This is a genomic window from Halomonas sp. ISL-56, from assembly GCF_018612805.1.
Taxonomy (GTDB): domain Bacteria; phylum Pseudomonadota; class Gammaproteobacteria; order Pseudomonadales; family Halomonadaceae; genus Vreelandella.
In genome coordinates this window covers 165,183-186,608 of the sequence record NZ_JAGGRO010000004.1, presented here as the reverse complement: position 1 = coordinate 186,608, position 21,426 = coordinate 165,183, and the positions used below count along the sequence as shown (strand labels likewise).

Below are 21,426 nucleotides of genomic sequence, written 5' to 3'. Positions count from 1 at the left end.
AGATCATGGCTAAGAAAAGTATGGTAGAGCGTGAGCTTAAGCGTACTCAGCTGGTCGCGAAGTATGCGACCAAGCGCGCTGAACTCAAGAAGATCATCTCAGACGTGAACACGTCTGAGGAAGACCGCTTCGAGGCGACGCTGAAGCTGCAGCAACTGCCGCGCGACTCAAGCCCGGTGCGTCAGCGTAACCGCTGCCGTATCACCGGTCGTCCGCACGGTTTTTACAACAAGTTCGGCCTCGGCCGTAACAAGCTGCGTGAAGCCGCCATGCGTGGCGACGTTCCAGGACTGAAAAAGTCCAGTTGGTAACGCCACGTAGAATTATCAGGAGCGCACATTAAATGAGCATGCAAGATACTCTGGCGGATATGTTTACCCGTATCCGCAATGCGCAGATGGCCACCAAGGAGACGGCAACCATGCCGTCCTCCAAGCTGAAAGTGCAAGTGGCCCGAGTGCTAAAGGAAGAAGGCTACATTGCCGACTTTGCGGTTGCAGAGGGCGTTAAGCCCGAGCTAACCGTAACTCTCAAGTACTTTGAGGGTAAGCCGGTCATTGAGCACATTCAGCGGGTTTCCAAGCCGTCCCTGCGCCGCTACATGGGCAAGGACAACTTGCCTAAGGTTGCCGATGGCCTGGGTATCGCGATTGTCACCACATCAAATGGTGTCATGACCGATCGTGCCGCGCGCCAAGCGGGTGTCGGTGGCGAAGTCATCTGCACCGTATTCTAGGAGGCTGGAATGTCCCGCATTGCGAAATATCCGGTTAAAGTGCCTGCCGGCGTTGAGATTAAAATCAATGCTGACCAGCTGACCGCCAAAGGCGGCCAGGGCACGCTATCTATGACCATCCACTCTGATGTAGTGGTCGGTCAAGAAGATGGCCAGCTGACCTTCGCCCCGAGCGAAACTGCCAAGAGCTGGGCAATGGCCGGTACAACCCGCGCCCTCGTTCAGAACCTGGTAACGGGCGTATCCGAGGGTTTCACAAAATCCCTCGAAATTGTTGGCGTCGGTTATCGTGCCCAAGCTAAGGGCCAGACGCTCAATCTTTCACTGGGCTTCTCGCACCCGGTCGACTATGAACTGCCTAAAGGTGTTACAGCGGAAACGCCGAAGAACACCGTTATCGTGCTGAAAAGCGCGGATAAGCAGATGCTCGGCCAGTGCGCCGCGGAAATCCGCGCCTTCCGTCCCCCTGAGCCGTATAAAGGCAAGGGTGTACGGTACGCCGACGAGCAGGTGCGTCGCAAAGAAGCCAAGAAGAAGTAAGGCAGGGTTATGAACGCGAAGAAAGAATCTCGTCTCCGTCGTGCCCGCCGCGCTCGCGCAAAGATCCGCGAGCTGGGCGTGTATCGCCTGTGCGTCAACCGTACCCCGCGTCACATCTATGCGCAGATTATCTCGCCGGATGGTGGCAAAGTGCTAGCCAGTGCTTCTACGCTGGACAAAGCACTGCGCGAGGGTGCGACCGGCAACTCAGATGCGGCCTCTAAAGTGGGTGCTCTGATTGCTGAACGCGCTAAAGAAGCAGGCATCACCCAGGTGGCCTTCGACCGTGCTGGCTTTAAGTATCACGGCCGCGTTAAGGCGCTGGCCGACGCCGCACGTGAAGGCGGCCTGGAATTCTAAAGGGTTTTACGATGGCGAAGAACGAACAGCAAAGCGGTGATCTGCAAGAGAAGTTAGTGCAGGTCAACCGCGTCGCCAAGGTGGTCAAAGGTGGTCGTATTTTCGGCTTCACCGCACTGACCGTCGTTGGTGATGGTAAAGGTCGTGTCGGTTTCGGTCGTGGCAAGGCGCGTGAAGTGCCTGTCGCAATCCAGAAAGCGATGGATCAAGCTCGTCGCAACATGGTCAAGGTGAACCTTGCTGGCCATACGCTGCAGTACCCGGTCAAAGCCCGTCACGGTGCTTCCAAGGTGTACATGCAGCCGGCTTCCGAAGGTACCGGTATCATCGCCGGTGGCGCCATGCGCTCTGTACTAGAGCTCGCCGGTGTCCACGACGTACTGGCCAAGTGCTACGGTTCCACTAACCCGGTTAACGTGGTACGAGCGACTGTTAAAGGTCTCTCCTCCATGCAAGCACCGGAAGACGTGGCCGCTAAGCGCGGTCTGTCTGTCGAAGCGATCACGGGGTAAGGCACCATGGCAGCAACGATCAAGTTTACCCAGATCCGGAGCACCATCGGCATCATGCCCAAGCACAAAGCTACTATGAAGGGCTTGGGTCTGCGTCGCATCGGTCATACGGTTGAACTGGAAGACACCCCCGCCGTACGCGGCATGATCCACAAGGTGAACTACCTTGTGCGCGTTGAGGGAGAGTAATCCATGAAACTCAATAGCCTAAGCCCGGCTCCGGGCTCCAAGCACGCCGCAAAGCGTGTGGGTCGTGGCATCGGTTCCGGTCTTGGTAAGACCGGTGGCCGTGGTCACAAAGGTCAGAAAGCACGTAGTGGCGGCAGTGTTAAGCCCGGTTTCGAAGGCGGTCAGATGCCTTTGCAGCGTCGTTTACCGAAATTCGGTTTTACGTCTGCAAAATCTCTGGTCTCTGAAGAAGTACGCCTGGCTGAGCTGGCCAAAGTTGCCGGTGGCGAAGTCACCATGGCATCTTTGAAAGAAGCCAACGTGCTGAAGGATTCTACGCTACACGCGAAGATCATCCTTTCTGGCGAACTGAAAACAGCGGTTACCGTTCGCGGAATCAAGGTCACCAAAGGTGCCCGTGAAGCGATCGAAGCCGCTGGCGGCAAGGTAGAGGACTAAATGGCCAAGTCAGGAAACATGCCGGCGATGGGCAGCGGTCTGAGTGAACTGTGGGCGCGTTTGCGCTTCGTGCTCCTCGCCATCGTGGTGTACCGTATTGGTGCCCACATTCCCGTTCCCGGTATCAATCCTGACCAGCTTGCTGCCTTGTTTAGGGAGCAACAGGGCACCATCTTGGGCATGTTTAACATGTTCTCGGGTGGCGCCCTGGAGCGCATGAGTGTCCTCGCCCTGGGTATAATGCCCTACATTTCAGCGTCGATTATCATGCAGCTCATGACTGCGGTCTCCCCTCATCTTGAACAGCTCAAGAAAGAGGGTGAGGCTGGCCGCCGCAAGATTAGCCAGTACACTCGCTACGGCACGGTGATACTGGCGTTTGTCCAGGCTGTCGGCATGTCCGTCGGCCTGGCCAGCCAAGGCATCGCGTACACTGCAGACTTCAGCTTCTATTTCACCGCCGTGATTACCTTTGTATCAGGTGCGGTGTTTATGATGTGGCTAGGTGAGCAGATTACCGAGAAAGGCATCGGCAACGGTATTTCGCTGCTGATATTTGCCGGTATTGTTGCTGGACTACCCAGTGCCGTGGGCCAAGCGTTTGAGCTTGCCCGTAATGAAGGGGCCTGGAATGTTCTGCCACTGTTAGCGCTGTCAGTGTTAGGTGTTGCGACAGTCGCCTTTGTGGTTTTCATTGAACGCGGCCAACGCCGCCTCAAAGTTAACTACCCTCGGCGGCAAGTGGGCAATAAGATGTATGCAGGGCAAAGTAGCTACCTGCCTTTGAAGGTTAATATGGCCGGCGTTATCCCGGCGATCTTTGCCTCCAGTATTCTGCTCTTCCCGGCCTCTATTGGTCAGTGGGTAGGTGCAGGTGAAGGTATGGAGTGGTTGCAGCGTGCATCTCAGGCATTAGGTCCAGGTCAACCGCTTTACATCTTGCTTTTCGCGGCGGCAGTGGTATTCTTCTGCTTCTTTTACACAGCGCTGGTCTTCAACCCCAAGGATGTGGCTGACAATCTTAAAAAGTCAGGCGCTTTCCTGCCGGGCATTCGCCCCGGCGAGCAGACCGCTCGCTATATCGACAAGGTCATGACACGTCTGACCCTGTTCGGTGCCTTGTATATCACTGCGGTTTCCTTGATGCCCCAGTTCTTGATTGTGGCGTGGAACGTGCCGTTTTTCTTCGGCGGTACCTCGTTGTTAATCGTAGTCGTGGTCATCATGGACTTCATGGCCCAGGTGCAGTCGCATCTCATGTCGCATCAGTATGACTCAGTGATGAAGAAGTCCAACCTGAAAGGCTACGGTAGCGGCGGTATCATGCGCTGAGGCGCCGTCCACCCTATTAAGTTAGAGGGGCGCGCCGCGAGCCGGTTTTTGGAGAAAGATCGATGAAAGTTCGAGCTTCCGTAAAGAAAATGTGCCGTAACTGCAAGATCATTCGTCGCAATGGCGCTGTCCGCGTCATTTGCAGCGAGCCACGGCACAAACAGCGCCAGGGTTAATAGCCTGGGCTGTATTTAGCGGTGCCAGCATACCCCTTGCCTTAGGGCAACCAAAGGGGTATGCTGTTGCGCCTTTTGTAGATGAATAAACGAGCAAGCCGCTCAAATTTCGGAGTAAGCTGATGGCCCGTATTGCAGGCGTCAATATCCCGGACAACAAGCATGCGGCGATCTCGCTGACCTATATCTTCGGGATTGGCCGTACTCGTGCTGAGCACATCTGTGCTGCAGCCGGTATCGCGCCTACTGCCAAGATCCAGGATCTGTCTTCTGAAGAAGTCGACACCCTGCGTTCTGAAGTTGGTAAGTACACCGTAGAAGGCGACCTTCGTCGTGATGTCACGCTTAACATTAAGCGTCTCATGGACTTAGGCTGCTACCGTGGTCTGCGTCATCGTCGTAGTCTTCCGCTGCGTGGTCAGCGGACTAAGACTAACGCGCGCACCCGTAAGGGTCCGCGTAAGCCGATCCGCAAATAACACGCACGTTCTGGCGTAAAGACAGGAATAGACATCAACATGGCTAACCCGCGTAGTAACCGTAAAAAGGTTAAAAAGCAGGTAGTGGATGCGATTGCGCATATCCATGCCTCTTTTAACAACACGATCGTGACGATCACAGACCGCCAGGGCAATGCTCTTTCATGGGCAACAGCCGGTGGTTCGGGTTTTCGTGGTTCTCGCAAGAGCACCCCGTTCGCTGCTCAAGTGGCAAGCGAACGTGCAGCAACTGCTGCAGCCGAGTATGGTGTGAAAAACGTAGACGTACTGGTTAAAGGCCCAGGTCCCGGTCGTGAATCCGCCGTGCGCGCACTGAATGCCGCCGGCTTCCGCGTGCAAAGCATCGTAGACGCGACGCCCATTCCCCATAATGGCTGCCGTCCGCCGAAGAAACGCCGCGTTTAAGGAGACAGATTCATGGCTCGTTATATTGGACCGAAGTGCAAACTGTCTCGTCGTGAAGGCACCGACCTCTTTTTAAAGAGTGGTGTGACTCCCTTCGAGAAAAAGTGTAAATCCGAGCAAATCCCGGGTGTACACGGCCAGCGTCGTCAGCGTCTTTCAGACTACGGCTTGCAGCTTCGCGAGAAGCAAAAAGTACGTCGCATGTACGGCGTACTCGAAAAACAGTTCCGTAACTACTACAAAGAAGCCGCTCGCCTGAAAGGTGCGACCGGTGAAGTATTGTTGCAGTTGCTCGAATCCCGACTGGATAACGTCGTCTACCGCATGGGCTTCGGCTCGACTCGCTCTGAAGCGCGTCAGCTGGTCAGCCACAAGGCGATTTCCGTGAACGGCCGCACCGTTAACGTAGCTTCCTATCAAGTGAAGCCCGGTGACGTTGTTTCCATTCGCGAAAAGGCGAAAAACCAAGCACGTATCCAAAGCGCGTTGTCCATTGCGGCCAACCGTGGCGATATCGCTTGGATCGAAATCGACGCCAAGAAGATGGAAGGCACTTTCAAGGCTCTGCCTGAACGCGGTGACCTGTCTGCCGACATCAACGAAAACCTGATCGTCGAGCTGTACTCCAAGTAAGCAGTTTTCTGTTTCTTGTCGGTCTGGTGCCGGTTTAATACCCGTGCCAGATCGTACCGAGTACCAAGTATCCGTTTGGCAGCCTGAAAGGTGTTCATATGCAGCGTTCAGTGACAGAGTTTCTCCGTCCTCGCGACATCAAGGTCGAAGAAATCAGCGCACATCACGCCAAAATCGTGCTCGAACCGTTCGAGCGTGGCTTTGGTCACACCCTGGGGAATGCACTGCGTCGCATTCTGCTTTCGTCTATGCCCGGCTGTGCCGTGGTAGAGGCTGAAATTGCTGGCGTCGAGCATGAATACAGTGCGCTCGAAGGGGTGCAGGAAGATGTCATTGAAATCCTCCTGAACTTGAAAGATGTTGCGATCAAGATGCACAGCCGCGATGAGGCGGTGCTCACGCTGAACAAGCAGGGCCCAGCCGTCGTCACCGCTGGCGACATTGCGCTTGATCATAGCGTCGAAATCGTCAACCCGGATCACGTCATTGCTCATGTCAATGAAGGTGCCGAGCTGAAAATTCAGCTTAAGGTAGCGCTGGGTCGTGGCTACGAGCCGGCTGACGCGCGTGGCTCTGATGAAGAGACACGTGCCATTGGCCGCCTGCAGCTGGATGCCACCTTCAGCCCTGTCCGCCGTGTTTCCTACTCGGTTGAAGCCGCTCGTGTAGAGCAGCGCACCGATCTCGATAAGTTAATTATCGATCTGGAAACCGACGGTACCCTGGATCCGGAAGAGGCTATCCGTCGCAGTGCGACCATCCTGCAAGAGCAGCTGGCCGCCTTCGTCGACCTGGAAGCTGATAAAGAACAGGAAGTCGAAGAGGAAGAGGATCATGTTGATCCAATTCTATTGCGCCCCGTAGACGATCTTGAGTTGACCGTTCGCAGCGCGAACTGCCTAAAAGCCGAGAATATTTACTATATCGGTGATCTTATTCAGCGCACAGAAGTTGAGCTGTTGAAGACACCGAATCTCGGTAAAAAGTCTTTGAATGAAATTAAAGACGTATTGGCGGCTCGCGGCTTGTCCCTCGGCATGCGGTTGGAAAATTGGCCACCGGCAAGCCTGAAGGACGACAAAGCCTCCGCGTGAGCGTCGACTTGAGTCCCAGTTTGGTAAGGAATTACAACCATGCGTCATCGTAAGAGTGGTCGTCATCTGAATCGCACCAGCTCGCATCGTCAGGCCATGTTCAAGAACATGTCTGTCTCGCTGGTCGAACATGAAGTCATTAAGACAACCCTGCCGAAAGCCAAGGAGCTGCGTCGCGTTATCGAGCCGCTGATCACCTTGTCTAAGCAGGATAGCGTTGCAAACCGTCGTTTGGCATTTGCCCGCACGCGCTCTAAAGAAGCCGTCGGTAAACTGTTTAACGAGCTAGGCCCGCGTTATGCCGAGCGTCCGGGCGGTTACGTCCGTATTCTCAAGTGCGGTTTCCGCACCGGTGACAACGCGCCTATGGCGTTCGTTGAACTAGTTGACCGTCCGGTTGTTGAAGAAGCCGCTGCAGAAGAGTAATCCTCTGCGCTAGGCCTCTTTGGTAGCGAATGAAAACCGACCCTCTTGAGGGTCGGTTTTTTTTATTTTTTTATGCCGCCATTTATCTGCGTTTTTTCTACGCTTAACTACGTATTAATCACCTATACTCGGCTTATTATTAAACGCAGTGAGCGTTACCTTTCCGCCAGGGGAAAGCCTTGCGTTGTATCTAGAGTGTGGCATGGTAGTTAAGCGTCGGTGGATTGGTTATACAGAGATTGAAATTAGCGCATTGATAACAGGCAAGGGGCAGATATGTATGCGAGGGTAAAACAGACCGCCGGTGGAATGTCGGTGGTATGGGCGCTGAGTATGGCATTGCTGCTTACGCTGGCGATGGCCTCCAGCGTTCAGGCCGATAACCCACGCTACGCGGGGATTGTCGTGGACTTGGATAACGGTGAAGTACTCTACGCCGAGAATATTGACGATCAGCGCTATCCCGCGTCACTCACTAAGATGATGACGCTCTATCTGACGTTTGAAGCGTTAGAGGAAGGGACACTGCGCTTAGATCAGCCCCTGCCTGTTTCCCCTTATGCGGCCGCCAAACCTGCCGTCAAACTGTGGTTGGCGGCAGGTAGCTCTATCCCGGTGGATACTGCTATTCGCGCACTCGCGGTTCGCTCAGCCAATGACGTAGCCGCTGTGGTTGCCGAAGCGCTGGGTGGCAGTGAAGCGCACTTTGCGCAAATGATGACCACCAAGGCGCGCGAATTAGGCATGCACGCCACTACTTTTCGCAATGCCTCCGGCTTGCCGGATGACGGTCAAATTACCACCGCACGGGATATGTTAACGCTCTCGGTAAGGGTGATGCAGGATTTCCCCCAGTACTACCACTATTTTGGTCTCCAAGAGTTCAGCTATCGGGGTACCCGGCATACCAGCCACAATCGGTTGGTACGTGATTACCCAGGAGCCGACGGCTTAAAAACCGGTTTTATTCGCGCCTCAGGGTTTAACGTTGCGACCACTGCGATGCGTGGTAATCGGCGTTTGGTGGGCGTTGTAATGGGCGGTTTTTCATCCCAGTCCCGGGATACCCATATGGCTAACCTGCTCGATCGCAGCTTTCTACGTGCCTCGCTGCGCGACCAGCAAAACTGGATGGGCGACACTGATTTCGCGCGCGAATTTATGGCCTTCGCGCCACGTGCGCAGCCGGTTTCGCCACAGCAGCCTGCGCCACGCCAACCCTTGCTTGCCGTTGTCGAAACCACCACCTTGTCACGCTCAGCGAACGTGGCACCTGCCGCGCCCGTTGTAGACCTTGAAGAGCAGTTGGCAGGTATCGCCACGATTCAGCGGCCCGCCCCCGAAAGCGAGGCTCCGCAGCCCGACCCACTGCAGGCCTTTATTGAGCGCGAGCGGCAGTTAGCTGCTGCCAACCAAACTGGTGGAGCCTGGGGTGTGCAGGTCGGTGCCTTCAGTCAAGAAGCCCAGGCGCGTCAGTTGGCTCAACAGGCGGCTCAGCGCATCGCCCAGAACTTAGGTGGGCGAGTAGCCGTCGACACCGTAGAGGGCCAAACCCCGGTGTATCGCGCCCGGCTAATGGCGCTAGATGAACAGCGTGCCCGCCAAGCGTGTCGCGAACTACACTCTCAGGGGATGGACTGTATGGTGGTTAACGCCAGCCTATAAGCTGGTGTGTGGCTATTACCCCGCCAATGGCAAGTTGGCGGGGTTTTTTGCTTTTAAGCGATAATAAAAAAGGAGGTTGCGGTGACAACGTCACTCAAGGGCATACTCTGCATGTGTTTGGGCGTTCTGTTTTTAGCCCTAGGCGACGCCGTTTCCAAATGGCTAGGCGAGGTGCATTCGCCGCTGCAGATTATTTTTTTCCGTGCGTTAGTCTCGCTACCGATGATTGCAGTGTTGGCCCATTTTGCCGGTGGTTTGCGCAAGCTGCGAACGAAACGACCGGGCGTGCACTTTTTGCGCGGATTAATTTATACCGCCACCATGGTCTGTTTCGTTTGGGGCTTAACGCTGTTACCCCTGGCTGAAGCCACGGCCATCGCTTTTGTGGCGCCGCTGTTTGTAACCCTGCTCTCGGTGCCATTGTTGGGTGAGCGAATTGATCCGCCGGTTCTCATTGCGTCTTTAGTGGGGTTTGCTGGGGTACTGATTGTGGTTCGCCCTAACGGTGATGCCTTTCAGGTGGGCGCATTAGTGCTCGTGGCCGCCGCGCTATTTTATGCACTGATGATGATTACCGCTCGTCGCTACGGCGCTCGCGAGCACTTATGGGCAATGCTGTTTTACATGACCTTTGTGCCATTAATCGTGACGGGACTGACTCTGCCGTGGGTGTGGCAAACGCCGCAGCCTTGGCACTGGATGGGTTTTTTCGCGTCTGGCATGCTTGGTGTCGCTGCCACTGCTTTTATCACCTTGGCCTTTCGGTTTGCGCCTGCGGCCATCGCCGCGCCGTTTGATTACACCGCCATGCTCTGGGCGGTACTGTTGGGCTGGTGGTTCTGGGGCGAAATGCCGGATCTCTGGGTTTGGGTAGGCAGCGCCTTAATAATGGGCAGCGGGCTAGCGGTGGCGTACCACGACCGCCGGACGACCCTAAAACGCCGCCCCAGCGCATAGCAAAACGCTTAAGCGAATTGATAGACGTCCATAGCAAGCACACCGTGCTCCACGCTGTGGTGTAGCTGGCGGGCTTCTCCTCCTGCCCCCATGGCCACCATCAACGGCTGGAAGTGTTCAGGGGTCGGGTGGTTCTTCAGCGCGTTGGGTGCGCGCTCCCAGCTAAGCAGTGCCTCACGATCGTTGGCGATAAGGCGGTCGCTCACCCAAGTGGCAAATTCATCTACCCAGGCGGGCATAGGGCTGTCTTGAGGCATGATTTCATATAGGTTATGGGTCAGGCTGCCCGAACCGATCACCAAAATCTCTTCTTCCCGCAGTGCCGACAGGCGCTCGCCCAGTGTTATCAGCTCTGCATTGCTCCAGCGCACCGGAAGCGACAGCGAAACAACCGGCACAGTGGCATCAGGAAACATCAGCGAAAGGGGCACCCAGGCGCCGTGATCAAGGCCGCGCTTTACCCGCTCTGCGCCCAGTGACACGGCCAGCCGCTCAGCCAGTTCAGGTGCGCCGATTGCAGGGTACTGGCACTCGAAAAGCGCCCGTGGGAAGCCGCCAAAGTCGTGAATGGTTTCTGGCTTGGCACTGATACTGACCTTGAGCGCCAGGCTCTCCCAGTGCGCTGAGACCACTACGACTGCCTTGGGCGAAAGCTGTTTGCCCAGTTCGCGTAAAAAGGCATGAGCCGGTGTTTTATTAAGCGCCAGCATAGGCGAACCATGGGAAATAAATAGGCTAGGTAACATGCGTCACTCTCCACCGCAGTGCCAGCGCTGGCGGTGAGGCAAGCGCTGGCGATAGGATTAGGTGTTAGGTGTTAGGTGTTAGGTGTTAGGTGTTAGGTGTTAGGTGTTAGGTGTTAGGCGAAGCGGGGGCTTATCACCCAGCGGCCGCTACCCAGCCCCGCTTGCACGATCAGAGCAATTGCCCAGAACACGGGGAATTCCCAACCGCCGCCGGGGTTAGAAAACATCCAACCGTTGCCAAAGTGCACCAAAGCAGCTCCAAGCAGCACCGGCACCAGGGCTAGGCTCACCCAGCGGGTATACACGCCAAGCAGCAGGGCGATACCGCCGCCGACTTCCGCAGCAATGGTCAAGTAGGCCAGAAAGCCTGGTAAACCCAGTGATTCAAAATAGCCGACGGTGCCCGGCAGGGTAAACACAAACACCTTGAGTAAACCGTGGGAAAGGGTCATAACACCCAATGCGATACGCAGTAGCGAGATGGCATGGGTCTGTAGAGAGGGTTGTAGAAAGGGCTGTAGAGAGGAGGAGTGAGTATGTGTGGTCATCGTAGTAGCTTCCAGCGAGTGGTTGATGACGCTACTTTACAGCCGAACAAGATCGGGATAATCAGCGCATTATGCACATCACTGTTGCGATATTGGCGATAATCCAATGTTCTGCTCCCACACCGGCGGATCGCCCCACGCGTCTGTGAGCAGGTCGATAAAGCGCTCCACCTTGGCAGGCAGGTAACGCCGGGCGGGGTAGAGCGCGTGAACATCGAGCCGCACCGGTGGCTCATTGATCAAAATGGGCACTAAACGCCCGCTGGCGATACTCTCCGTGACCAGAAAGCTGGGCTGCTGAGCGATACCTAGGCCCGCTTCTGCGGCGTGGGTGAGCACATCGCCGTTATTGCTTTCCAGCGGGCCACTGACTGCCAATGACTGCGTGTCAATTTGCCAGTCAGCGCTTTGCTGGCCGCTGCGATAGCGTAGGCAGCGGTGCTCAGCGAGGGCTTTAACGCTGCTGGGTTCACCGTAGGTGGCAAGATACTCAGGCGATGCGCAAAACAGCAGACGGCAACGGGTCAAGCGGCGCGCCACCAGGCTTGAGTCTGGAAGGCTGCCGATGCGAATTGCAACGTCGTAACCCTCTTCCAACAGATCAACGCGGCGGTCATTTAGATCCAAGCGCACTTCAAGCGCCGGATGGGTCTGCATAAATTGAGCAACAAGAGGCGCTAGGTAGCGGGTACCAAAACTCATCGGCCCATTAACACGCAGCCGCCCACGCACATCGCTGGTGCCTTGGCCTACTTCGGCGGCGGCTTCATCGAGTGCTAGCAGCACTCCTTGGGCGCGGGCTAAATAGCGCTCCCCGGCTTCCGTGAGATGCAGTCGCCGGGTAGTGCGCTGTATCAGTCGCGCCCCCAATGCCTCTTCCAGTGCCATGACCTGGCGGGATACTCGGGTGCGCGAAATATCCAGCGCTTCAGCAGCGCGGGTATAGCTGCCCAGCTCGGCCACCCGCACAAAAGCGACGATATGCTCTAGCTGGTTCATGGCGCCGTAACGGCTTGAAAAACCTGAAAAGCCCGCGCTGCCTGATAAGGGTTGGGCTGGCCACAAATAGCCGAGATTACCGCCAGGCCGTTGGCTCCCGCGCGCTGCACGCTAATCGCATGGTTGGCTTTCAACCCGCCAATGGCGACGCTGGGCAGCGGGCAGGCCTTGACTAACGATGCCAAGCCGCCAAAGCCGATAGGCTGGGCGTGATCCTGCTTGCTCTCGGTGGCAAACACTGGGCCAATCCCCACATAATCAAGCAGCTCAAACGGAGTGGCTTGCAACTGAGCGATAGTATTGATCGACAGGCCGATAATCGCCTGCTCGCCTAACACTCGGCGCGCTTCCTGAACGGCGGCGTCGCTCTGGCCGACATGCAGGCCATCCGCTTGGCTTTCCAGCGCTACTTGCAAGCGGTCGTTAATGATCAGCGGCACACCGGTGCCCGCCAGCACTGCTTTGAGCCGTTTGGCTTGGGCAATCATGTGTTCATCGCTGGCATGCTTATCACGCAACTGCACGATGGTCACGCCGCCCATTACCGCTTCTTCGACCGTCTGCTCCAAGCCAATATTGCGGCACAGCGTTGCGTCGGTCACTAAATAGAGCGATAGATCAAGCGGCATGAAGGGCCTCCAGCTGGGCATGGGTGGTGAGGTCGTCAGGGGTGAGTTGATACAGCGCATCCAGCAGTGCGACCTGAAAGCTACCAGGCCCCTGGGCGTTGCTGCCGGCACGCTCGCCTGCGACAGCAAAGCAGGCCAGCGCGGCGGTGGTGGCTGCCAAAGGTGCCTCACGATTGGCAGCCACAAAGGCCGTTACCAGCGCGCTTAGCCCACAGCCTAGGGTTGTCACGCGGGGCATCAAAGGGTGCCCTCCATTAATAAGGTAGTGCTGCGTGCCGTCCGTCACCCAGTCGCTTTCACCGGTCATCGCCACAATACAGCCGTGTTGTTGCGCCAGCGCTATCGCTGCGTCGACGGCTTGGCCGGTGGCAGCGGTGGAATCCACGCCGCGGCCTTGGCTGGCTAAGCCGTTCAGGGCAAGGATTTCCGACGCATTGCCGCGAATAACGCTGGGTTTAGACGCAAGCAGCTGCGTGCAGAGCGTTTGGCGATAGCGCGTCGCGCCAACGGCGACGGGGTCTAATACCCAGGGGATCGCGTGTCGATGGGCGGTTGCTGTGGCGGTCAGCATCGCGTCAGCCCAGTGGGAAGAGATCGTGCCGATATTAATGGAAAGCCCTGCAGAAATAGCCGTAAATTCGGCGACTTCTTCTGGCGCATGCAGCATAGCAGGCGATGCACCAGTGGCTAGCAGCAGGTTGGCCGTACTGTTCATGGCCACATAGTTGGTCATGCAGTGAACCAGGGGTGTCACTGCGCGCAGCGTCTCAAGGTGATCGCCAAGCGGGCGTAGGGTCATAGCATCCTCCCGGCAGGGAGGTGGTAAGCGGTACCACGACTCCCTACGCCGGTATTATCCGGTTCAGGTTCAAAGGGTGCGTCTCAGCCCAGCCGTAACGGAGGGCGCCCCTGTCGAAGGCTTACTATCCTTGCCTGAAGTAGCCCTGTAAAGCCCCGGATGCGGACGATGGCCATCTAGCGAAACGAAATACGGGTACCGTAGGTGAGCATCTCGTCAGGTGTTATGGCTTTACCCTCAACCCCAATCATCTCATCGCCGCACTGGTCGGCGAAGGTCAGCACGCCGTGGGTTAGGCCGAGTTGGCCGAGGGTGTCGCGTATCTCACCCGTACCCAGAAAAGTGCTGACATGGCCCTTGTTGTCGCTCAGGTCAGACACGCCGTTAGCGTGATGAAAGCGCACTTTGTAAATACCATCCATGGACTCGACTTCTACAATGGGTGAAAAGCCGTTATGCAGGGCATTGGAAAGTTGCTTTAACGTCAGCTGGTCACCCAGCGTCATATCAATTGCACTCATGGAAAACTCCTAGAGGACGCTGTCAATGAAGAGCGTCGCTTATGTGGCAGGCACCATTTTTGTAAAGCTTGTGAATAATAAGTGTAGGGGTTTTGTTTATGATTGCCAGTGCGCTTATTGGTAGTCTGATGTGACGCTGCCTATGTGCTTGTAGGGGCTGGTATTATGGTGCTAAAGCCCCCATGGTAAGCGGTATGTAAGAGACGATAATCCACATCAACGAATGGTTCACATCAACGATAGGAGAGCGAAATGAGTTTTCAAGGCGAGCAGCATCCCGGCGTCGTCGCCACACCACCCCAAACCCAAGGGTTTCGCTTAAACCACACCATGCTGAGGGTGAAAGACCCTGAGCAAGCGCTGGCGTTCTACTCAAAGGTGTTTGGCATGCAGGTGATGCGGCGGCTGGATTTTGAAGAGATGCAGTTCTCGCTGTATTTCCTGGCCAACGTGGAGCCCAACGACAACGTGCCGGAAGATGCGCAAGCGCGTACTGCCTGGACGTTTAGTCAGAAGGGGCTGTTAGAGTTGACCCATAACTGGGGCACCGAGCATAAGGACGACTTTGCCTACCACGATGGCAACGCCGAACCCCAAGGCTTCGGACATATCTGCTTTAACGTGCCGGATCTAGCGGCGGCCCAAGCGTGGTTTGACCAGCATGATGTCACGTTTGTGAAACGCGCCGATCAGGGCAAGATGAAAGATGTTATCTTCGTTAAAGACCCTGACGGCTACTGGATCGAAGTGATTCAGGCAGACCTGATGGCGGGGAAGGGCGACGCTTGAGGCACACCAATGGCTGAACTACTGTTCCGGCTGCGCCACGTGACCGACGAAGAAGCCATGGAAGTGCGTGACCTGCTCGCCGCCCATGGCTTCGATACCTATGAAACCCAGGCGGGTTTTTTCCGCCTGGGCGTTGATGCTATCTGGCTGCGCAACCCGCACCAGCACGACGCGGCCATCGCCGCGTTAGAAGCCTATCAGGCGGAGCGCCTTGAGCGTGCCCAGCGGGAACATCAGGCAGCGGTTGAGCGGGGCGAGCAAATGACGCTATGGAAACGTTTGGCAGCCCACCCGCTGCAGGTGGTGCTGGTACTGTTAGCGGTGGGCCTGATTGCGGCCCTAACGCTGCTGCCCTTTCTGGGCCTGTCGCGTGCCTAAGCCGTTGGCAGGTGGCCACGCTTGAGGTACATCATCACGCCATCATCGCCGGCGGTTAACGCCGGTGCCGCGCCGCTAGGGTAACGACACCAAGTGCCCGCCGTGTAACTCTGCTCGCTATCACTCAGTGTGCCTTCCAGAATCAAAAACTCCAGGCCGCCGCGCAGGGTGGGGTAGGCAATAGACGTGCCTGCCGACCAGCGTTCCAGACTGGTGCGTTCCTGTTTATAGGTATGCAGCATCTTATAGGCAATGCGCGGGCGCCGGTCTGGCTGCCAGGGCAGTCGGTGGGCAGGCACCGCCAGTTGTAGCGTGTCGTTAGGGTCAAACTGGTGTAGTTTGACAAAGATCAGCGCACCCTCCTCTCCAATCGTTGGCGTATGCCCGGTGCCGATGGGGTTTCTTAGGTAGCTGCCCGCCGCGTAGCGTCCATGCTCATCGGCGAACACGCCCTCCAGTACCAGAATCTCTTCGCCGCCGCCGTGGGTATGCCGCTCAAACTGGGTATTGGGGGCATAGCGAACAAGGCTGGTGGCGCGGGCTACTTCGTCGCCAATGCGGTCAAACATCATGCGTTCTACCCCCGCGCTGGGGGAGTCGACCCACTGATACTCTTCCGGGGTAACACAGGCAAAGTGGCTAAAATCGGCGTTTAAACGCATGGGAAAGGGCTCTTCGCGGTGAAGGTTAGTAACGGGAAGGGGTGTTAGCAGGCTGCTAGTCTCCTTATCAACAGCGAAAAATGCAACCCAAAAGCCGCCCGAAGGCGGCGGCAAGGTGTCTGAACGCTTATTCAGGGCGCTTCAGTGAGCGCGGAAAGGATATGGTGGGCTGCCTCGATGCGTGCTGGGGTGGGGTAGTTGCGGTTGGCCAGCAGCACAATACCAATTTGCTCGCTGGGCACAAAGGCCACATAGCCGCCAAAGCCATTGGTCGCGCCGGTTTTGTTGTAGAGCGCTTGCTGTCTGGGGGCGAGCGGCGGGGTTAAGCGGTTGGCAGGGTTGGGCTGCAAAATCATCTCAAGCGAGTTGCCCGCCAGTAATTGCTCAAGAGCCACCGGGTAGGCATAGCTTTCCCAACCCAGCCCTTGGGTCATATCACCGAACTCAAAGTAGCCTGTGCGCGTAGCTGCCAAGGCTTGGCTAAGTGTCTCGTCGGGCGTGCTCGCATCTTTTGTCTCAAGCCCCGCGCCGCTCATATGGGCTTCCACGAACGTCAGCACGTCGGCGGCTGTTGATTTCAAACCGTAAGCTTGAGCATCCAGCATGCCTGGGTTGACCCGAATGGGCTTATCCTCTTTTGAGTAACCATAGGCGTAGTGCGCCTGCTGCGCTTCCGGTACCTGGTAATAGCTATGCTCAAGCCCTAGCGGGGCGAACACTGCTTCTTCCATCAGCGTCTCGAACGGTTTGCCAAGGCGTTGGGCGGTTAGATAGCCCATCAGGCCTATGCTCGGGTTGGAGTAGAGGCGTTGGCTGCCGGGGGCAGATTCAGGCTGCCACTGGTGATAGTAGTCGAGCATTTGCGCTTCGCTTTGTACCGCATCAGGAAACTGCAGCGGCAGCTCGCCTGCCGTATAGGTGCCCAGTTCCAGTAGGGTGATCTCATCGAAGACGCTGCCTTCAAGGGCGGGCAGATACTGGCTGGCCGGGTCGGAAAGCGAAAGGGCACCGCTGGACTGGGCATAGCCTGTTAACGCCGCCGTGAAGATCTTACTGATGGAGCCGAGCTCGAACAGCGTCTCATCGGTAACTGGAATGCCCGCTTCTTGGTCAGCTTCCCCATAATTAAAGTAATGCTGTTGGCCACCGATGCTCACAGCGACCGCCATGCCTGGAATACGGTGCTCCGCCATCAAAGGCGCAATAGTGTCGTTCACCAGCGCCTCGACATCGGCGTTTTCAGCAGTATCAGATGCCCATGCATAGCTGCCGATAAGAAGAGAACCTGTCATGATAAGTCCGGATTTTGCTGATAATATCTTACCCATACCAATATCCTGTTGTGTTTAGCGTTGAGAGAAAGCTGGGTGTTATCACCCGCCGTAAAGAGCGTGGCAGGAGTTAATTTACGGCGCGCTGTGTGAATTCACAAACAGCGATATTTTGCCCGAGCTATTAGAAAAATTTGGGGGTCAAGGTGGTGCGTCCCTACCTGCCGTTAAAAGCGTTGCGCGCCTTTGAAGCGTCGGCCAGGCATCTAAGCTTTACCCGAGCATCTGAAGAGCTGCATGTCACCCAGGCGGCGGTCAGCCATCAGGTCAAGCTGCTCGAAACGCAGCTGAAGGTGCCGCTGTTCAAGCGCTTGCCTAGGGGGCTAATGCTGACTCAGGAGGGTGAGCTGCTGCTGCCGGTATTGAAGAGTTCATTTGATCAGATCTCCCATACCCTGGAACGGGTGGGCGAGAGCAGCTACCGGGAAGTGTTAAACGTCGGGGTGGTGGGAACCTTTGCCGTCGGCTGGCTGCTGCCAAGGCTGGCGGATTTTCAGGACAAGTACCCGTTTGTCGATTTGCGTCTTTCCACCCATAACAACCGCGCAGATATTGCCGGTGAAGGGCTCGACTTTGCTATACGTTTTGGCACGGGGGCCTGGCACGGCACCGCGGCGCAGCCGCTGCTACCGGCGTCACTGTCGGTCATGTGCACGCCTACCATTGCTGCACGGCTTAACACGCCTGCCGATCTATTAGGCGAGACCTGGCTGCGCTCTTACCGCGCCGATGAGTGGACTGAGTGGCTATTAGCGGCGGGGCTACCGCGCAGCGTTGCGATGACCAACGGCATTGTGTTCGACTCTTCCATCGCCATGGTAGAAGCCGCGATACAAGGGGTAGGCGTGGCGCTGGCGCCACCTCTTATGTTCCCCCGCCAACTGAGCAGCGGCGCGCTGGTACAGCCTTTTGACACTGCTGTCAGTTTGGGAGGTTACTGGTTGACTCGCCTGCAAACACGCCCGGAAACCCGCGCTATGGCGTCTTTCCGGGAGTGGCTGCTCACGGCGATTAATGCCTGAGCAGCGCTTGTTTATCCGGCCCGCTTAGTGGCTATGCTCACTGTGGTCATGGTCATGGTCATGGTCATGGTCATGGTCATGGTCATGGTCATGGTCATGGTCATGGTCATGGTCATGGTCTTCGTGATCGTGACTGTGCGCATGATCGTCATGGCCAGCCTCTTCATGCCCGTCTTTATGACCACCAGGCTGGGCCAGCGCATCGTGCAGCACATGGGCATTGTGGCGCATCATGCCCAGGTAGGTGCTGGCTTCGCCTTCCGAAGCTAACGCATCGGCGTAAAGCGTGCCGGCGATCGGCAGGCCGGTTTCTTCGGCGAGCTGGGTGATGATCGACTGATTGGTCATGTTTTCATGGAACAGCGCCTGCACGTTCTCCTGCTCAATCACATCCACTAGCGCCGCCATGCTGGCGCCACTGGGGTCGGCTTCCGTAGAAAGCCCTACCGGAGAGAGGAAGGTTACCCCATAGGCGCTTGAGAAGTAGCCAAAGGAGTCGTGGCCGGTAATCACGCTGGTGGAGGCCGGGATCTCGTCAATCAGCGCACGAATCTCGGCGTCTACTTCAGCCATTTCCTGTAAATACTGCTCCGCGTTGGCGCGATATTCGTCGGCGTTGTCAGCGTCCGCAGCGATTAAACCATCGCGGATATTGGCCACATACACCTCGGCCTGGTGCATATCCTGCCAGGCGTGGGGATCTTGACTGCCATGATCGTGACCGGCGTGCTCATCCGCATGTTCTGCGTGATCATGCTCATCATGGTCATGGTCATGGTCATGGTCTTCATGATCGTGGTCGTGCTCTTCGTGGGCATGCTCTTCATGGTCATGCCCATGCTCGTTATGCCCAGCGTAGGAGAGCGGCTCAATACCGTCAGTGGCGGTGACCAACGCGCCCGAGTAGTCGCTGGCGCTAATTAAGCGCTCCATCCAGCCTTCAAACAGTAGGCCGTTGAAAACCACTAAATCAGCATTGGCCAGGGAACGGGCATCGCCAGGGCTAGGGGAGTAAACGTGGGCGTCGCCATCGGCAGCGACCAGAGAGGTCACATCAACGTGCTCGCCGCCTACGTTTTTCACCATATCCGCCAGGATAGAGAAGCTAGTCACCACCTGAACGCGCTCATTGGCGACGGCCGCAGGCAGCGCCAGCATGGCGGAGACGCCGACTAACCAGCGCGATGAAGAGGCAAAAGACATACAGCACTCCTTACAGTGAAGCCTTACGTTTAAACCTCATGTTTAGACATAAGGTAAACATAAGGGCTAAAAATTAAGCCCCGTGCTCAACAGTTAGCGGCGTTGTTTTACGCCGCAGTTTGGCTGCCAAGCTGTGGTAACGACCAAACAGGGCTGAGAAGAGGTAACCGAACCCGGCCAGCAAAATAATGCTGGGGCCCGAAGGGATATCCAAATGAAACGACAGCAGCAGGCCGCCTGTGCTCGCCACCATGGCCAGCACAATCGCAATGCCGATCAAGCCCTCTAAGCGTTTGCTCCAAAAGCGCGCCGAAGTGGCGGGCAGCATCATCAGCCCCACTGCCATCAGCGTACCCAGGGTTTGAAAACCGGCGGTTAGATTCAGCACCAGCAGGCCTAAAAACACGCTGTGTACCCAGCCACTGCGACGGCTCTGGCCGCGTAAAAACAGCGGGTCAAGGCACTCCACGACCAGGGCACGGAACACCACCGCCAGGGTCACCACAATTAGCGTGCTGATACCCGCGATCAGCAGCAGCGCGGTAGAGTTGATCGCCAAAATCGAGCCAAACAGCACGTGGGTAAGATCAACACTGCTACCGCCCAGCGAAATCAGCATCACGCCCGCGGCTAGTGAAATAATAAAAAAGCTCGCCATGGCGGCATCTTCACGCTGGCCGCCCATTTTCGACACTGCCCCGGCCAGCAGCGCGACCATTAACCCAAACAGCACCCCGCCAATACTCATAATCGGCAGCGAAAACCCTGCCAGCAGGAAGCCCAGCGCCACACCGGGCAAAATCGCGTGGGCCATGGCGTCGCCAATCAGGCTCATGCCGCGCAGTACCAAAAATACCCCCAGCGGCGGGGCGGCCAGCGAAAGCGCTAAACCACCCACCACCGCCCGGCGCATAAAACCGTAATCGAACGGGCTGACAAACCAGGCGTTAAGCAGATCCAACATGGCGTCCTCCCATGATAAACGGCACCACTTGAGCAGGTGCATGTTGGGGATTAAGCGCACTGGGCGCCACCCAGCGGCCATGGCCGCCGTTAAGCATCAGCACTTCATCGGCCAGGCGGCGCAGGTGATCCATATCGTGGAGCACGACAATAATCGTCGCACCGTCATCCGCCATCTGGCGTAGGATACGGATTAAAATATCCACGGTTTCACTATCCACATTGGCAAACGGTTCATCGAGCAGTAACAGCTCGGCTTCCTGCATTAGCGTGCGGCCAATCAGGGCACGCTGGCGCTGGCCGCCGGAAAGCTCGCCCAGCGGGCGGTGGGCTAAATGGGAAATACCCAGCCGCGCCATAATCTCGCGGCCTTTGCGGTAATGCCCCGCACAGTAGCCGGTTAACGCGCCGTGGCTGGGCCAACTGCCCGTCATCACCAACTCTTCCACGCTCATGGGGAAGGTCAGGTCTAACGCCAACTGCTGGGGCAACCACGCCCGGCGCTCCTTGGGCACGGTGCACACCACTTCGCCACTAATGGGCCGAAGTTCGCCCATAATGGCCTGAATTAGCGTGCTTTTGCCGGCACCGTTGGCGCCGATCAGCGCGGTAATGGCGCCCGGCTTGAAGTCACCCTCAAGGTGTTCCAGCACCGTGCGACGCGCCTGGGCCAAGTGCAGATTGTGCAACTGCAAGCGAGATAAAGCGCGCTGTCTCATCCCAACCACCCGCCAGCCCAAACCACCAAACCCCATAGTGCCAACAGCGGCACGGCAACAAACAGCAGCCGTTTAGTAGCTGATAGCGACATCAAGGAGAAGTGGCAGGGGCCCTCCTTGTTATGGCGGTGCGTATGCTCACTCATCAAGCGGC

Annotated in this window: 31 protein-coding genes and 1 riboswitch; of the genes, 19 read left to right on the top strand and 12 right to left on the bottom strand. The window is 56.8% G+C overall.

What is annotated here, in order from left to right:
- Nucleotides 1–5: 5 nt before the first annotated feature.
- The 16 genes from rpsN (at nt 6) to J7J49_RS02925 (ending at nt 9,963) form a co-directional block, all read left to right on the top strand.
- Entirely contained in the window at nt 6–311 is a 306-nt protein-coding gene (rpsN, locus tag J7J49_RS03000; protein WP_022520866.1) for a 30S ribosomal protein S14, read from the top strand.
- Nucleotides 312–343: 32 nt separating this feature from the next.
- Nucleotides 344–736 (top strand): 30S ribosomal protein S8, encoded by a 393-nt coding sequence (gene rpsH / locus J7J49_RS02995; RefSeq protein ID WP_035582690.1) that lies wholly within the window; start codon nt 344–346, stop codon nt 734–736.
- A gap of 9 nt (nt 737–745) precedes the next feature.
- The gene (gene rplF, locus J7J49_RS02990) at nt 746–1,276 is read left to right on the top strand and encodes a 50S ribosomal protein L6 (RefSeq protein WP_215090051.1); all 531 of its coding nucleotides are present in this window, start codon (nt 746–748) and stop codon (nt 1,274–1,276) included.
- Between the two features lie 9 nt (nt 1,277–1,285).
- Nucleotides 1,286–1,636, top strand: coding sequence for a 50S ribosomal protein L18 (rplR, locus tag J7J49_RS02985; RefSeq protein WP_008959159.1), 351 nt, complete (start codon nt 1,286–1,288; stop codon nt 1,634–1,636).
- Nucleotides 1,637–1,647: 11 nt separating this feature from the next.
- On the top strand, nt 1,648–2,148 hold the full coding sequence (gene rpsE / locus J7J49_RS02980) for a 30S ribosomal protein S5 (RefSeq protein WP_007111990.1): 501 nt from the start codon (nt 1,648–1,650) through the stop codon (nt 2,146–2,148).
- A gap of 6 nt (nt 2,149–2,154) precedes the next feature.
- The gene (gene rpmD / locus J7J49_RS02975) at nt 2,155–2,337 is read left to right on the top strand and encodes a 50S ribosomal protein L30 (protein ID WP_064235087.1); all 183 of its coding nucleotides are present in this window, start codon (nt 2,155–2,157) and stop codon (nt 2,335–2,337) included.
- A gap of 3 nt (nt 2,338–2,340) precedes the next feature.
- Nucleotides 2,341–2,775 carry a 50S ribosomal protein L15 gene (gene rplO / locus J7J49_RS02970; RefSeq protein WP_040479525.1) on the top strand — a complete coding sequence of 145 codons (435 nt, stop codon included), beginning with the start codon at nt 2,341–2,343 and terminating at the stop codon, nt 2,773–2,775.
- Nucleotides 2,776–4,107, top strand: coding sequence for a preprotein translocase subunit SecY (gene secY / locus J7J49_RS02965; protein WP_064235086.1), 1,332 nt, complete (start codon nt 2,776–2,778; stop codon nt 4,105–4,107).
- A gap of 62 nt (nt 4,108–4,169) precedes the next feature.
- On the top strand, nt 4,170–4,283 hold the full coding sequence (gene rpmJ, locus J7J49_RS02960; RefSeq protein ID WP_008959154.1) for a 50S ribosomal protein L36: 114 nt from the start codon (nt 4,170–4,172) through the stop codon (nt 4,281–4,283).
- 122 nt (nt 4,284–4,405) lie between these two features.
- Nucleotides 4,406–4,762, top strand: a complete 357-nt coding sequence (gene rpsM / locus J7J49_RS02955) for a 30S ribosomal protein S13 (protein WP_022520863.1) — start codon at nt 4,406–4,408, stop codon at nt 4,760–4,762.
- A gap of 39 nt (nt 4,763–4,801) precedes the next feature.
- A complete protein-coding gene (gene rpsK, locus J7J49_RS02950) occupies nt 4,802–5,188 on the top strand; it encodes a 30S ribosomal protein S11 (protein WP_007111985.1) in 387 nt (128 codons plus the stop codon).
- Between the two features lie 12 nt (nt 5,189–5,200).
- Complete coding sequence (rpsD, locus tag J7J49_RS02945; RefSeq protein ID WP_008959152.1) at nt 5,201–5,821, top strand: 30S ribosomal protein S4; 621 nt, start codon at nt 5,201–5,203, stop codon at nt 5,819–5,821.
- 98 nt (nt 5,822–5,919) lie between these two features.
- Complete coding sequence (locus J7J49_RS02940) at nt 5,920–6,915, top strand: DNA-directed RNA polymerase subunit alpha (RefSeq protein ID WP_064235085.1); 996 nt, start codon at nt 5,920–5,922, stop codon at nt 6,913–6,915.
- Nucleotides 6,916–6,954: 39 nt separating this feature from the next.
- Entirely contained in the window at nt 6,955–7,341 is a 387-nt protein-coding gene (rplQ, locus tag J7J49_RS02935) for a 50S ribosomal protein L17 (RefSeq protein WP_008959150.1), read from the top strand.
- Nucleotides 7,342–7,617: 276 nt separating this feature from the next.
- Entirely contained in the window at nt 7,618–9,006 is a 1,389-nt protein-coding gene (locus J7J49_RS02930) for an SPOR domain-containing protein (protein ID WP_251048107.1), read from the top strand.
- A gap of 81 nt (nt 9,007–9,087) precedes the next feature.
- Nucleotides 9,088–9,963: a DMT family transporter gene (locus tag J7J49_RS02925; RefSeq protein WP_353048328.1), complete on the top strand. Its 876-nt coding sequence runs from the start codon at nt 9,088–9,090 to the stop codon at nt 9,961–9,963.
- A gap of 8 nt (nt 9,964–9,971) precedes the next feature.
- Here J7J49_RS02925 and J7J49_RS02920 read toward each other — a convergent pair whose 3' ends face one another.
- The 6 genes from J7J49_RS02920 to J7J49_RS02895 form a co-directional block, all read right to left on the bottom strand.
- On the bottom strand, nt 9,972–10,709 hold the full coding sequence (locus J7J49_RS02920) for a DODA-type extradiol aromatic ring-opening family dioxygenase (RefSeq protein ID WP_215090049.1): 738 nt from the start codon (nt 10,707–10,709) through the stop codon (nt 9,972–9,974).
- A gap of 113 nt (nt 10,710–10,822) precedes the next feature.
- Nucleotides 10,823–11,257, bottom strand: a complete 435-nt coding sequence (locus J7J49_RS02915) for a DoxX family protein (protein ID WP_215090047.1) — start codon at nt 11,255–11,257, stop codon at nt 10,823–10,825.
- 78 nt (nt 11,258–11,335) lie between these two features.
- Nucleotides 11,336–12,256 (bottom strand): LysR family transcriptional regulator, encoded by a 921-nt coding sequence (locus J7J49_RS02910; protein WP_215090045.1) that lies wholly within the window; start codon nt 12,254–12,256, stop codon nt 11,336–11,338.
- Complete coding sequence (gene thiE, locus J7J49_RS02905) at nt 12,253–12,885, bottom strand: thiamine phosphate synthase (RefSeq protein ID WP_215090043.1); 633 nt, start codon at nt 12,883–12,885, stop codon at nt 12,253–12,255. Before thiE ends, J7J49_RS02910 begins: the two co-directional genes overlap by 4 nt.
- Nucleotides 12,875–13,684, bottom strand: coding sequence for a hydroxyethylthiazole kinase (thiM, locus tag J7J49_RS02900; protein WP_215090041.1), 810 nt, complete (start codon nt 13,682–13,684; stop codon nt 12,875–12,877). The genes thiE and thiM overlap by 11 nt, the downstream gene beginning before the upstream one ends.
- Before the next feature lie 23 nt (nt 13,685–13,707).
- Nucleotides 13,708–13,806, bottom strand: a riboswitch (TPP riboswitch).
- A 54-nt stretch (nt 13,807–13,860) separates the two neighbouring features.
- Nucleotides 13,861–14,205: a hypothetical protein gene (locus J7J49_RS02895; protein ID WP_064235078.1), complete on the bottom strand. Its 345-nt coding sequence runs from the start codon at nt 14,203–14,205 to the stop codon at nt 13,861–13,863.
- A 252-nt stretch (nt 14,206–14,457) separates the two neighbouring features.
- Between J7J49_RS02895 and gloA the strand changes: the two genes are divergently transcribed.
- Nucleotides 14,458–14,994 carry a lactoylglutathione lyase gene (gloA, locus tag J7J49_RS02890; RefSeq protein ID WP_215090039.1) on the top strand — a complete coding sequence of 179 codons (537 nt, stop codon included), beginning with the start codon at nt 14,458–14,460 and terminating at the stop codon, nt 14,992–14,994.
- A gap of 9 nt (nt 14,995–15,003) precedes the next feature.
- Nucleotides 15,004–15,372 (top strand): DUF6164 family protein, encoded by a 369-nt coding sequence (locus tag J7J49_RS02885; RefSeq protein WP_215090037.1) that lies wholly within the window; start codon nt 15,004–15,006, stop codon nt 15,370–15,372.
- Here J7J49_RS02885 and J7J49_RS02880 read toward each other — a convergent pair.
- Together J7J49_RS02880 and ampC are read right to left on the bottom strand one after the other, a co-directional pair.
- Nucleotides 15,369–16,034 (bottom strand): cupin domain-containing protein, encoded by a 666-nt coding sequence (locus tag J7J49_RS02880; RefSeq protein WP_215090035.1) that lies wholly within the window; start codon nt 16,032–16,034, stop codon nt 15,369–15,371. The genes J7J49_RS02885 and J7J49_RS02880 overlap by 4 nt on opposite strands.
- 131 nt (nt 16,035–16,165) lie before the next feature.
- The gene (gene ampC / locus J7J49_RS02875) at nt 16,166–17,362 is read right to left on the bottom strand and encodes a class C beta-lactamase (protein ID WP_215090034.1); all 1,197 of its coding nucleotides are present in this window, start codon (nt 17,360–17,362) and stop codon (nt 16,166–16,168) included.
- A 149-nt stretch (nt 17,363–17,511) separates the two neighbouring features.
- Here ampC and J7J49_RS02870 point away from each other — a divergent pair, with 149 nt between their 5' ends.
- A complete protein-coding gene (locus J7J49_RS02870; protein ID WP_064235073.1) occupies nt 17,512–18,387 on the top strand; it encodes a LysR family transcriptional regulator in 876 nt (291 codons plus the stop codon).
- Between the two features lie 24 nt (nt 18,388–18,411).
- Here J7J49_RS02870 and J7J49_RS02865 read toward each other — a convergent pair whose 3' ends face one another.
- From J7J49_RS02865 to J7J49_RS02850, 4 genes are all read right to left on the bottom strand, one after another.
- On the bottom strand, nt 18,412–19,590 hold the full coding sequence (locus J7J49_RS02865) for a metal ABC transporter solute-binding protein, Zn/Mn family (RefSeq protein ID WP_215090024.1): 1,179 nt from the start codon (nt 19,588–19,590) through the stop codon (nt 18,412–18,414).
- Between the two features lie 73 nt (nt 19,591–19,663).
- Complete coding sequence (locus J7J49_RS02860; protein ID WP_064235071.1) at nt 19,664–20,554, bottom strand: metal ABC transporter permease; 891 nt, start codon at nt 20,552–20,554, stop codon at nt 19,664–19,666.
- Nucleotides 20,538–21,272, bottom strand: a complete 735-nt coding sequence (locus tag J7J49_RS02855) for a metal ABC transporter ATP-binding protein (RefSeq protein ID WP_215090022.1) — start codon at nt 21,270–21,272, stop codon at nt 20,538–20,540. Before J7J49_RS02855 ends, J7J49_RS02860 begins: the two co-directional genes overlap by 17 nt.
- Complete coding sequence (locus tag J7J49_RS02850) at nt 21,269–21,418, bottom strand: hypothetical protein (protein ID WP_007111964.1); 150 nt, start codon at nt 21,416–21,418, stop codon at nt 21,269–21,271. The genes J7J49_RS02855 and J7J49_RS02850 overlap by 4 nt, the downstream gene beginning before the upstream one ends.
- Between the last annotated feature and the right edge of the window lie 8 nt (nt 21,419–21,426).